Below are 12676 nucleotides of genomic sequence, written 5' to 3'. Positions count from 1 at the left end.
GCTCCGTCCCTTTACCTGCCGTCTTGCCGGCCCATGTGTCGCCTATCAGGTCAACCTTAACACAATCTTGAAATGTGCGTCCCATGTGGGCGGCTGAAACTGAGGTGGTCTTGGCGTATCAGGGTCTGCTTCGGCCAACTCTTTGATCTTGCTGATCCACAGATAACGATCTGAAACGCTTGCGTAAATGGGAATATCGCCAAGGATTTCCCGGAACACGGCCAAATCATTCACGATCAACGGCACCCCCAAAGCCGCCGCTTCGGTGGCAGGCAACCCGAATCCTTCGGCGTGGCTGGGAAACAAGACCCCACTGGAGCGCTGAACCAACGCCGCCAATGCGCCATCATCCAGACCGTGCACTTCTTGAATGAGGACATCATCGGCAAGTCTGTCCAGCCGGTCAAATACGTCCTTATTGCGCCAGCCTCGGCTGCCTGCGAGCACAAGAGAGGGCGCATCCGGCCCGATCTGCTCCCAGATATCCAGCAGGAAAGCGTGGTTCTTGCGCGGCTCAATCGTACCGATACATACGAAATAGGGGGCGTTGGGCGGCAGCCCGGCAGGCAGCGTATCTGGCTCGGGGCGAACCACGTCTGTTCCCAGATGCGCAACAATCGCCTTGGGCAGCGTTGCAAACCGTGCCTCGGTCTGCTCGCGCGTATGTTCGGAGTTATAAATAACAACGTCGGCATAAGCCTCAACGCGCGCGACCATTTCGGCAAATGCGGGCACGCTTCCCTCACGCTGATACTCCGGAAAGTCGAGCGGGATAACATCATGGATCATTACTGCACAAGAAGCACCAACGGCTTTCACCGAATCCAGTACCCTCGGCGTCAGATTGGAGTGACCAACATTCACATAAGCGAACCCCTGAGGGACCCGCCTGCGCAGCATGCGCCTGAGCAAAAAGGGGGGCACACGACCGACGGATGCACGACGCGCAACCTCCCATGCAGTCGATATTTGGGCATCCGATGAACCAACAGAGCCGGAAAGTGACGGCAAGAGGTCCACCATACCGTTCTGATCCAAAAGGATATAGCCTAGGCGCGCCCGGATCAGCCCGAACACGGGCACCGGATCGGCAAGCAGCGCTCGCGCATAGGCAAGCTCGACCCTGTCCACCCCCGTCAGCACCCTACCGGCCCGGCGCATCAGTCGGGTCAGATCAAGCACACGTGCAGGCAGCGGTTTATGTGTTGTAGTGGCCAGTTTGATGCCATCTCCACGCGTCGGCGATCATCGTTTCGAGGGTTGAACGGGTCGGGGTCCATCCCAATTCAGCCTCGGCGCGGGTTGATCCCGACACCAGCTTGGTGCAGTCGCCAGCGCGACGGGCCCCATCGACATACGGAACTACTTGGTTCGTAACCGCACGCGAGTGATCAATAACCTCGCGTACCGAAAACCCCGACCCGGTGCCAAGGTTGAACACACGGCTGCCTTTGCCATCCTGCAACCACTTCAGCCCCAGCACATGCGCGTCCACTAGATCACAGACATGGACATAATCGCGGATACAGGTGCCATCGGGTGTGTCATAGTCGGTGCCATAGACTGTCAACGCACCCCGCTTGCCCGCAATCGCATCCAGCATCAGGGGGATCAGATGGGTCTCCGGTTCGTGGAATTCGCCGACCTCTCCTTCGGGGTCCGCGCCTGCCACGTTGAAATAGCGAAAGATCACATGGCGCAAACCATGCGCGACCTCAAAATCGCGCAACATATCCTCGATTGCGCGCTTGGACGCGCCATAGGCATTGATCGGATGTTGCGTACTGTTTTCATCCAGCACGACGTTGTCCTGATCACCATAGGTCGCACAGGTCGACGAAAACACGAAATCCAGACACCCGGCGGCAGTCGCCGCCTCGATCAGCGTCAGAGAGCCAAGCACGTTGTTGCGCCAGTAGCGCCCCGGCTCTCGCATGCTTTCACCAACCTGGCTGAGAGCGGCAAAGTGCATGACAGCAACGGGTGCAAATTTGGTAAACACAGCATCAAGGCGCGCGCGATCCAACAGATCGCCCTGTTCAAACGGGCCAAACTTCACCGCGTCCTGCCATCCGGTTTCCAAATTGTCATAGGTAACAGGAACAAACCCAGCCGCGCGCAATGCCTTGCATGCGTGCGAGCCGATATAGCCCGCACCGCCCGTTACCAATACATGCTGCACTTAACGCCTCGCCTTATTCCGCTGCTTTGTCCATCTGGACAATGTCACGGATATACCCAAGCAAGTCGCCACGCAATTCCGCGCGCGCCAACCCGAACGAAACAGTGGCCTGCAAAAAACCGGCCTTTGAACCGCAGTCAAAGCGCTGACCCCGGAAGCGATAGCCATAAACACCGTCGTCGCCGCCAATTTCGTTGGCAATCGCATCCGTCAGCTGAATCTCTCCACCCGCGCCCGATTTCATCTGGTTCAGCGACCGCAGCACCGACGGGGTCAGGATATAACGACCAATCACGGCGAGGTTCGAGGGGGCCTCTTCGGCGGGAGGCTTTTCAATCATCCCCTTGACCTTGACCATCTGGCCCATGTCTTCACCGATATCGAGTACACCGTAAGACGAGGTCTTTTCCGGGGGGACTTCCATCGCAGCCACGACATTGCCGCCCGTTTCTTCATAGGCTTCGACCATCTGTTGCAAACAGGGCTTTTCAGCGGCGATGACATCATCAGGCAGGATCACGGCAAAGGGTTCATTCGCGATCAGGCGGCGGGCACACCAGACCGCGTGCCCAAGCCCGAGGGCCTTGTGCTGGCGGATATAGGCAATCGCGCCGCTGTCCATATTCGTGTCCTTGAGAATCTCAAGAAGCTCGGTCTTGCCCTTTTTGCGCAACTCTTGCTCAAGGGTCGGGGCATGATCAAAGTAATCCTCAAGCGCACCCTTGCCGCGTGATGTGACAAAGATGAATTCCTTGATACCGGCCGCCCGCGCTTCGTCGATGGCGTATTGGATCAGCGGGCGATCCACCAACGTCATAATCTCTTTGGGCACCGACTTGGTTGCTGGCAAAAACCGCGTTCCCAAACCGGCCACAGGGAAAATCGCCTTGGTCAACTTTTTGCGCATAACAAACCTCACTTTGATCTTTTTTACCGGAAAAACCGGTTCGGTTCACCCATACAACTAGAGTGTGCACAAAGAATGCCTAATTGAGCAAGGGTGGCGACATCTGGCGGACTGTTGCCAAGACGCGCCAAATTTATGTGCAGATCAGCCGTTGTACCGCAACCCGCGCCACTTCTTGGTCGCATCGTTTCCGGAATGCGGCAAGGCGCACCAGCGGGTCTGTCCGCTCGGATTTACCGAACAGGCCGCCGCACTGTTCCCAAAATCCACGAGGGTCAAACCTGACATGATGGTAAAGCGCAGTCGGCGACAGCAGGATCAACGTCACGATCTCACCGGCCTCGGCGCGCCGTGCCGCTTCCTGCCGCAGACGGCTGGCCTGAAATAATCTTCCTTTTATAACAATACTTTGCCGAGGTGGCGACATCACTGGAAGAAACGCCGAGATCGGGCTCCGCGCGATCTGTGCCCCTCCACGGGCACGGGTTTGGCCCTCGGCATATCCGGCATCGAGGCTTCGCATCAACCGCGCCACATCCCCCGGCAACAATCGACCACTCACCATGTGACGCAGCAGACGTATGCGCTCGGTACGTTGCACCCGGTGCCAATGGGCGGCGCGCCCGTCTTGGGTCATATGCTTGCGCTGAAAGACACCCCAACTGGCCCCGATATCAAACAGATCGCGCGGCACACGGTCAGGGCGACGGCGGGGGCTGGCAGCAAAACCATGATGCACTTCGGCCAGCGGGACCAGAGCGGTGGCATAACCCACCTTGGCCAAACGCAGGTTCAAATCCGTCTCGTCCAGATAGAAGGCAAAGCCGGGATCAAATCCTTCGAGGTCCACCAGCACATCGCGGCGGACCGCCATATTTGTCCCCTCGGTTTTGGCCGCGCGCGTGCCAAGTGGGGTCAAAACAACCGCTTGATCACCTTCCAACGGGATAGGCTGTGCGCGACCCGTCGCGTCCACACTCTGCGCGCGCCACTGAAATGAAATCCCGTTGCGCCCTCGCACAAATCCACCCATCGCCGCCACATCGCGCTGTTCGGCAGGTGCAATGAGGTGGTGCAGCCAACTCGGTTCAGGCACCGCATCATCATCAATAAAGGCGACGATGTCACCCGCCGCGTGGCTGACCCCCAAATTGCGGGCCATCGAAATGTTGGAGTCCTCGAAAGGAACAATCTTGATCTGGTCGGCAAAACCCGCAATCGCGTCACGCCCCGCCTTGTCGGTGACCACAACCACCTCAAAGGGCGAATATTGGACTTGCAGCAGACCCGTCAGACAGCGGCACAGCGCATCAGGCCGGTCGCGGCTGACAACCACAACGCTGACTGGCGGGTGGGTCATTCCAGACCCATTTCCGCCATCATCTGTTCGATCTTGGGCACGTCCTGGGGATTGTTCAATTCCCAGAACTGGCGGCCCTTGGCCTCAACCTCGACGCATAGGACCTGTCGCCCGTTTTCAAGAAAGCGCAACTGCTCCAACCCCTCAAGCTGCTCAAGCGGGCCGACGGGCCAGTCGGGATAGGCGGCAAGTGCACCCGGGCGGTAGGCATAAACACCAACGTGGTGGAACACCGGCGTATCAGCGTCGGCCGCATAGGTTGCATTGGTGTAGGGGATCACCTCTTTGGAGAAATAGAGCGCGGCACCACCCGCCCCGAATACGGCTGTTGTGCCCCCGACGCGACCTGCCTTGCGGTCCTCAAGGAATCCGGTCAGCGTCGCGCCGTCGCAGCGCAACACAGGGGTCGCGATTTCCGCATTGGGTGCGGCGCGCAAGCCGCTCACCAGCCCTTCGATGAACCAATGCGGGGTCAACGGGGCGTCGCCCTGCAAATTCACTACGATGTCGTATCCTTTGCCCAGCACCGCATGCGCTTCGGCGCAACGCTCCGTGCCATTGCCGCATGCTTCGGAAGTCATCACAACTTCGGCCCCGAACACCGCGCAGGCATCCCGAATGCGGTCATCGTCTGTGGCAACCACGACCCGATCAACGCCATCCACCGCGGTGGCCGCGCGCCAGCTGCGTTCGATCAACGTCTGCGCCGCACCTGCCGCCCCGGTCAAAGGCACAAGCGGCTTGCCGGGATAGCGGGACGAGGCATAGCGGGCCGGGATGACAATCAGAACAGACATCAGGCAGGTTTCAATTCAACAGCAGGCGCATAGGCGATGAAAAACGGGTTGGCATACCCATCCTTCCCATATCGCAACGGGCTATGGTCATCAAAGCGGACAACGGCACCACCCGCACCGGACAGCACCGCATGACCAGCAGCGGTATCCCACTCCATCGTGCGCCCCACGCGGGGATAGATGTCTGCCTCCCCCGTCGCAATCAGGCAGAACTTGAGGGACGAGCCCGCACTTTTCATATCCTTGACCGTATATTTGTTGATGTATTCATCGGTCGCCTGATCCCGATGCGATTTGGAAGCGACGACAAGCAGTGCGCCATTGTCACTGTTGGCGACTTTGATCGGGGTCAGATCACCCACGGACGACTTGTCAAACGCGCCGGTTTCCTCAACAGACTGACCATCCGATTGGGTGAAGAACATCCGCCCCCGAGCAGGAGCATAGACAACACCACGGGTTGGTACACCACCTTCGACAAGCGCGATATTGACCGTAAAATCGCCACGGCGATGCACAAATTCCTTGGTGCCATCCAGTGGGTCCACAATCAGGAAAGTATCGCCTGTGGTGGTATGGGTGGCCGCCTGCTCTTCGGTGACAAGCATCACATCGGGAAAAGCGGCGCGCAAACCGTCCGAGATGATCACATCTGCCGCTTCGTCTGCCGCCGTTACGGGGCTGTTATCGGACTTCATCTTTACCTCGAAATCATCCGAGTTGTAGATCTCCATGATCTTGTCCCCGGCCTCAAGAGCAAGGCGGCGGATCACGGGGATCAGAGCGTCATAGGTCATAAAAGTTGTCCTCGGGCGGGCATTTGTTGAAAAAGTGATGCGACCCCCTTATGCTTGCGTGCTAACGGAACGGCAAGAATTCCGTGCAAAGATCGCGCAAGCCAGAGGCACCCAACGACCATGTTTCGATCCACACGCAAACCGCAGTCCGGGCTTGGCACCGCCCTGGCAATGGCCGAACTGGTCTATCACTCGATTGTCCGGTCCATCCGACGTGAGCATAACAACGCCTTCCTCGCCATCGGGATGAACATCCTTCAGATGGTAATCTTTGTTCTCGCCTTTTATGTCATGTTCACCGTGCTTGGGCTCAAGGGGGCCTCGATCCGCGGGGACTTCCTGCTGTACCTGATGACGGGCATCTTCCTTTACATGACGCACATCAAGGCAATGGGTGCAGTGGCCATGTCCGAGGGGCCGGCAAGTCCGATGATGCAACACGCCCCGATGAACACGATTATCTCGATCTGCTCGGCTGCGTTCGGGGCGCTGTATATTCAGGTGCTATCGCTGTTCCTGATCCTGTTCATCTATCATGTGGCTTTTGTGCCCGTACAGGTTGATCAACCGTTCGGGGCCTTCGGGATGTTGTTGTTGGCCTGGTTCACAGGGGTCGCGGTCGGGTTGGTTCTGTTGGCCGTCAAACCCTGGTTTCCGACATTTGTGCGGGTTTTTACCCAGATTTATCAACGCGCAAACATGATTGCATCGGGCAAGATGTTTGTGGCGAATACATTGCCCAGCTTTATGCTGGCGATGTTCGATTGGAACCCGTTGTTTCACGCGATTGACCAGTCGCGGGGCTATGCCTTCATCAACTACAATCCGCGCTATTCATCCTGGGAATACGCGTTCTGGGTCGGCGTGGTGCTGGTCATGGTCGGACTGATGGGCGAATTTTACACACGCCGGAATGCCTCTGTAAGTTGGGAGGCGCGGCGCTGATATCGCGCCGTGGCCGCGGGTAAATAAGTTTCCGTGAACGCAAACAAGGCCCATTTTCTAAAGGCAACAGACCTGATAGAAACCATGCAACAGGCCCGGACGCATGTCCGCCCACAACAACAATAAGCAGGCGCATGTTCGATCATCATTCCGAGGCTGCCACTGACACGCGCGCTGCGCAGAAGTGGATCAAGGTCCTTTCTCAATATCGCGAGCCCAGTGCCCTGCGCAGTTGGTTTGAGCTTGGGATCACCATCGGCCCTTTCGTTGTTCTTTGGGTTCTGGCGTGGGCATCACTATCGGTCAGCTATTGGCTGACATTTGCAATCGCCCTGCTGAACGGGGCCTTTCTGCTGCGCCTGTTCATCATTCAACACGATTGCGGGCATGGCGCATTCTTCAAAAGCCGGAACCTCAGCGACTGGTTGGGACGCGTGATCGGCGTGCTGACCCTGACGCCATATGATGTCTGGCGACGGTCCCATTCCATGCACCACAGTGCTTCGGGCAATCTGGGGCGGCGTGGCATGGGTGATGTGCACACACTGACGGTGACCGAATATTACGCGCTATCAGCCATCAATCGGCTGCTTTACCGCCTTTATCGCAACCCTGTTGTGCTGTTTGGTCTTGGGCCAAGCTATCTGTTCCTGATGCAGAACCGACTGCCCTTGGGCTTTACCGAACATGTCAAATACTGGGTAAGCGCCATGGCGACCAACGCCGGGATCCTCCTTGGCCTTGCGGTGATCCTGTACTTTGGTGGCTGGATGCCCATCGTTTTGATTTTCCTGCCCAGCACCATTTTGGCAGCGACGGCTGGGGTTTGGTTGTTCTACGTCCAGCACCAGTTCGAAACGACCCATTGGGAGGAGGAGCCGGAATGGCAGATGCACCACGCCGCACTGCACGGATCATCCCACTATGTGCTGCCCAAGGTGCTGCAATGGGCCACTGGAAACATTGGCATCCACCATGTGCACCACCTGTATAGCCGCCTGCCGTTTTACCGACTGCCGCAAGTCCTGCGTGATCATGCGGATCTGGCGAACATCAATCGCATGACAATTCGCGACAGCCTTAAGACGGCCCGCCTGCATCTGTGGGATGAAAAGACCAAGCGGCTGTTGTCCTTTGCCCAGGCGCGTTTGCACTACGGTTAACGCACCACGCGGCAGGTCAGGTTGAGGCGACCCGCATTGGGCAACAACGTTGATGATCCAAAACGAATGCGATCCACGCCGTGATAGGTCAGGCGCGCCGCACCGCCCATCACAACCACATCGCCACTTTCCAGCCATAGCGACTCCGTCTTGCCGCCGCGCGTCGTGTTCCCAATCCGAAACAGACCCGCATCACCCAGACTGATCGACAAGACGGGCCACTCAAAGCTGGCCTCGTCCTTGTCCTGGTGCATCCCCATCCGCGCACCTTCGCCATAGTAATTGATCAGGCAGCAATCCGGGTCCCGGTCCAACCCGGTCAGATCGCGCCATATCGTCAAAACCTGAGCGGGAATCGCGGGCCAGGCTGCACCACCGGGATGGCGGTCAACATACCGATATCCATCCCGGTCCGCGTACCACCCCACCGCCCCGGCAGAGGTCATGCGCACCGACATCGGCTTTCCATACGGCGTTTCAGGAGAAAACATCGGTGCAGCCATCACAACTTCCCGGATAGCAGACACTAAATCTGCCTGCCCAGACGCGTCCAGATACAGCTTGTAGATCTCAAATCCGCGAATAACCGCCCGCATCGCCCAAACCCCGCCTTATGTGCAAATTTTGCTGTTTTGCATCACGCTCCAACGGTTGCAGCGCCAAATGACCCTCCTTATATACGCCTCAGCGCGCAAGACCCCTTGCGCAATCTCAAGCGTGGCGTCGATGCCGAAACGGGTCGCCGCCTCGTGTCATCGCCTTGAACTGATATGAGGGATCGAAAACATGGCCAAAGTCATTGGTATTGACCTAGGAACTACAAACAGCTGCATCGCGATCATGGACGGCAGCCAACCCCGCGTGATCGAAAACGCCGAAGGCGCTCGGACCACTCCGTCGATTGTCGCCTTCACTGAGAATGAGCGGCTCGTCGGCCAGCCGGCCAAACGGCAAGCGGTCACAAACCCCGACAACACGATCTTTGGTGTGAAGCGCCTTGTGGGTCGTCGCAACGACGATGCGGATCTGGCCAAGGACAAGAAGAACCTGCCATTCAACGTGATTGATGGCGGCAATGGCGACGCTTGGGTCGAAGCGCGCGGCGAAAAATACTCGCCCAGCCAGATCTCGGCCTTCATCCTGGGCAAGATGAAAGAGACAGCAGAAAGCTATCTCGGCGAAGACGTGACGCAGGCCGTTATCACCGTGCCCGCCTATTTCAATGACGCACAGCGTCAGGCGACCAAGGACGCGGGCAAGATTGCCGGTCTCGAAGTGCTGCGGATCATCAACGAACCGACAGCTGCCGCGTTGGCCTACGGCCTCGACAAGGAAAACTCGCAAACCATCGCAGTCTATGACCTTGGCGGCGGTACATTCGACGTGACCATCCTCGAAATCGACGATGGCCTGTTCGAAGTCAAATCCACCAACGGCGACACATTCCTCGGTGGTGAAGATTTTGACATGCGTATCGTGAACTACCTCGCGGACGAGTTCAAAAAGGAACACGCTGTTGATCTGACTGCCGACAAGATGGCGCTGCAACGCCTCAAGGAAGCCGCCGAAAAGGCCAAGATCGAGCTGTCCTCGTCCAGCCAGACCGAGATCAACCAACCCTTCATCTCGATGGGGTCCAACGGCCAGCCGCTGCACATGGTTATGAAGCTGACCCGTGCCAAGCTGGAATCGCTGGTCGGTGATCTGATCAAGGCCTCGATGAAACCCTGTGCCGCTGCGTTGAAAGACGCTGGTTTGTCCGCGTCCGACATCGACGAAGTCGTGTTGGTCGGTGGTATGACCCGCATGCCGCGCGTGGTCGAGGAAGTGACTAAATTCTTCGGCAAAGAGCCCCACAAGGGTGTGAACCCTGACGAAGTCGTTGCGATGGGTGCCGCCATTCAGGCCGGTGTTCTGCAAGGTGACGTCAAGGACGTGGTCCTGCTCGACGTGACGCCACTGTCGCTTGGGATCGAAACGCTCGGTGGGGTGTTCACACGCCTGATCGACCGCAACACCACGATCCCGACGAAGAAGTCGCAGATTTTCTCGACCGCCGAAGATAATCAGAACGCGGTCACCATCCGGGTCTTCCAGGGTGAGCGTGAAATGGCGTCCGACAACAAGATCCTCGGAGCCTTCAACCTTGAAAATATCCCACCTGCACCCCGTGGCATGCCCCAGATCGAGGTGACCTTCGACATCGACGCCAACGGCATCGTGTCCGTCGGCGCCAAGGACAAGGGCACTGGCAAGGAACAGCAGATCACGATCCAGGCCTCGGGTGGTCTGTCGGATGCGGACATCGACCAGATGGTCAAGGACGCCGAAGACAACGCCGAAGCGGACAAGGAACGTCGCGAGCTGATCGAAGCCAAGAACCAGGCAGAGAGCCTTATCCACTCGACCGAAAAATCGATGGAAGAGCACAGCGACAAGGTCGATCCAACGACCATCGAAGCGATCGAACTGGCCATTGCCGCACTCAAGGACGATCTGGAGACCGACAATGCCGACAAGATCAAATCCGGCATCCAGAACGTGACCGAAGCGGCCATGAAACTGGGCGAGGCGATCTACAAATCTGCACAGGAAGACGGCGAAGAAGAGCCAGCAGCCGCAGATGAGCCTCGCGGTGACGACGATGATATCGTCGATGCCGAGTTCGAAAATCTGGACGACGACAAGCGCGCGTAATCTTGCGCGCCTCAGGAACCAATCACGAGGCCGGCCCGCTCAGGCCGGCCTCAGACGTTCCAGCAAAGGACATGATCGATGGCAAAACGTGACTATTACGAGGTGCTTGGCGTCTCTAAGGGCGCGAGCGCGGACGAGATCAAGAAAGGCTATCGCACCAAAGCCAAAGAGTTGCACCCGGACCGCAACATCGACAATCCCAACGCCGAAACCCAGTTCAAGGAAGCCAACGAGGCCTATGAAGTCCTCAAGGATGCCGACAAGAAGGCTGCCTACGATCGGTTTGGCCACGCGGCGTTCGAGGGTGGCATGGGTGGTGGTGGCGGACGCCCCGGCGGCGGCTTTGGCGGCGGTCACCCGGATATGGGATCGGCCTTTTCCGACATTTTTGACGATCTGTTCGGCGATTTCGCAGGCGGCCAACGTGGCGGCGGGGGGCGTCGCGCGGCACGTGGATCCGACCTGCGCTACAACCTGCGCATCTCGCTCGAAGATGCCTTCGCGGGCATGCAGAAAACCATCAACGTCCCCACCTCGATCAGTTGCGACACTTGCAACGGCTCGGGTGCCGAGGGCGGGTCCGAGCCGACAACATGCCCGACCTGTTCCGGCATGGGCAAGGTCCGCGCCCAACAAGGTTTCTTTACGGTGGAGCGCACCTGCCCCACCTGTTCCGGCATCGGTCAGATCATCAAGAACCCATGCAAGGTATGTTCGGGTGCGGGCCGCGTAGAAAAAGACCGCGCACTGTCCGTCAACATCCCCGCAGGTGTCGAAACCGGCACCCGCATCCGTCTCGCCGGCGAAGGCGAAGCCGGTATGCGCGGCGGACCAACCGGCGACCTCTATATCTTTATCGAGGTCAGCGATCACAAACTGTTCGAGCGTGATGGCACCAATCTGTTCTGCCGGGTCCCCGTCTCAATGGGCACCGCGGCCCTTGGCGGGTCGATTGAAGTGCCGACAATCGACGGTGGACGAGGTCGCGTACAAATCCCTGCCGGATCACAATCGGGCCGCCAAATGCGTCTCCGCTCAAAGGGCATGCCTGCCCTGCGCGGCGGTGCACCGGGTGACATGTTCATCGAACTTGCGGTCGAAACGCCCGTGAACCTGACATCACGTCAAAAGGAATTGCTGCGTGAGTTCGCGGATCTGTCCGAAGAGAACAACCCCGAATCTTCCAGCTTCTTTTCCTCGGTCAAATCATTCTGGGATTCGATGAAGGGCTAAACACTTGCGCGGGGTGGGCCTTATCGCTCACCCTGCGGCCATGCGCCTGACCTTTGACACCACCACGCTGCGCCGCCTGCATCCCGACGATCTGCGCGTGTTCCAAACCTATCGGGGCGATCCAGAGGTTTCGAAATTCCAGAGTTGGGATACGATGGATGATGTACGTGCGCAGGGATTCTTGGGCGCGATGCAGACCATGACGCCATTGATCCAACCCGGACATTGGACGCAGATTGCCGTGGCAGACACGACAACGGACATCCTGTTGGGCGATATGGGGTGGCATCTGTCTGCCGATAGCACCGAGGCCGAACTTGGCATCACCCTCGCATGTGACGCGCAAGGAATGGGTCACGCCACCCGCGCCACAACCCTCGCCATTGCACACATGTTTACGGCAACCCCGATTGATTGCATCAAGATATGGGCTGATGTGCGCAACACCCCATCACGCGCGTTAGCAGAAAGGCTCGGCTTTACGTTTGCAGGATTCGAAGTCACCGATGGGGTGAAGGAGGCGGCGTTCGTGATGCAGCGCCCAGACGCCTCGGCGTTGATTTTAACACTTCCCTAACCACCCGTCGGCATGATC

12 protein-coding genes are annotated in these 12676 nt (G+C 58.2%); 5 read left to right on the top strand and 7 right to left on the bottom strand.

The window, feature by feature from the left end:
* Positions 1-45: 45 nt before the first annotated feature.
* From Q0859_RS15625 to cysQ, 6 genes are all read right to left on the bottom strand, one after another.
* Positions 46-1182 (bottom strand): glycosyltransferase family 1 protein, encoded by a 1137-nt coding sequence (locus tag Q0859_RS15625; RefSeq protein WP_299152787.1) that lies wholly within the window; start codon positions 1180-1182, stop codon positions 46-48.
* 16 nt (positions 1183-1198) lie between these two features.
* Entirely contained in the window at positions 1199-2182 is a 984-nt protein-coding gene (gene galE, locus Q0859_RS15620) for a UDP-glucose 4-epimerase GalE (protein WP_299152785.1), read from the bottom strand.
* Between the two features lie 13 nt (positions 2183-2195).
* Complete coding sequence (gene galU / locus Q0859_RS15615) at positions 2196-3089, bottom strand: UTP--glucose-1-phosphate uridylyltransferase GalU (protein ID WP_299152783.1); 894 nt, start codon at positions 3087-3089, stop codon at positions 2196-2198.
* Between the two features lie 133 nt (positions 3090-3222).
* Positions 3223-4449, bottom strand: coding sequence for a glycosyltransferase (locus Q0859_RS15610; protein WP_299152780.1), 1227 nt, complete (start codon positions 4447-4449; stop codon positions 3223-3225).
* Positions 4446-5246 (bottom strand): manno-octulosonate cytidylyltransferase, encoded by an 801-nt coding sequence (locus Q0859_RS15605; RefSeq protein WP_299152778.1) that lies wholly within the window; start codon positions 5244-5246, stop codon positions 4446-4448. The genes Q0859_RS15610 and Q0859_RS15605 overlap by 4 nt, the downstream gene beginning before the upstream one ends.
* Complete coding sequence (cysQ, locus tag Q0859_RS15600; RefSeq protein WP_299152777.1) at positions 5246-6043, bottom strand: 3'(2'),5'-bisphosphate nucleotidase CysQ; 798 nt, start codon at positions 6041-6043, stop codon at positions 5246-5248. The genes Q0859_RS15605 and cysQ overlap by 1 nt, the downstream gene beginning before the upstream one ends.
* Before the next feature lie 120 nt (positions 6044-6163).
* On the opposite strand from cysQ, the gene Q0859_RS15595 reads away from it, so the two are divergent.
* Positions 6164-6988, top strand: a complete 825-nt coding sequence (locus Q0859_RS15595; protein WP_299152774.1) for an ABC transporter permease — start codon at positions 6164-6166, stop codon at positions 6986-6988.
* Positions 6989-7122: 134 nt separating this feature from the next.
* Positions 7123-8151 (top strand): fatty acid desaturase, encoded by a 1029-nt coding sequence (locus Q0859_RS15590; RefSeq protein ID WP_299152771.1) that lies wholly within the window; start codon positions 7123-7125, stop codon positions 8149-8151.
* On the opposite strand, the gene Q0859_RS15585 is transcribed toward Q0859_RS15590, so the two are convergent.
* Positions 8148-8747 carry an alpha-ketoglutarate-dependent dioxygenase AlkB gene (locus Q0859_RS15585; protein ID WP_299152769.1) on the bottom strand — a complete coding sequence of 200 codons (600 nt, stop codon included), beginning with the start codon at positions 8745-8747 and terminating at the stop codon, positions 8148-8150. The two genes, Q0859_RS15590 and Q0859_RS15585, sit on opposite strands and share 4 nt — an antisense overlap.
* Before the next feature lie 190 nt (positions 8748-8937).
* On the opposite strand from Q0859_RS15585, the gene dnaK reads away from it, so the two are divergent.
* From dnaK to Q0859_RS15570, 3 genes are all read left to right on the top strand, one after another.
* Positions 8938-10848 (top strand): molecular chaperone DnaK, encoded by a 1911-nt coding sequence (gene dnaK / locus Q0859_RS15580; protein WP_299152768.1) that lies wholly within the window; start codon positions 8938-8940, stop codon positions 10846-10848.
* Positions 10849-10926: 78 nt separating this feature from the next.
* Entirely contained in the window at positions 10927-12081 is a 1155-nt protein-coding gene (gene dnaJ, locus Q0859_RS15575; protein WP_299152766.1) for a molecular chaperone DnaJ, read from the top strand.
* A gap of 40 nt (positions 12082-12121) precedes the next feature.
* Positions 12122-12658, top strand: a complete 537-nt coding sequence (locus tag Q0859_RS15570; RefSeq protein WP_299152764.1) for a GNAT family N-acetyltransferase — start codon at positions 12122-12124, stop codon at positions 12656-12658.
* The last annotated feature ends 18 nt before the right edge of the window (positions 12659-12676 follow it).

It is taken from the genome of uncultured Tateyamaria sp. (assembly GCF_947497045.1).
GTDB lineage: Bacteria > Pseudomonadota > Alphaproteobacteria > Rhodobacterales > Rhodobacteraceae > Tateyamaria.
Note: the sequence above shows the minus strand (reverse complement) of the source record. Positions and strands in the feature narration are given on the sequence as shown.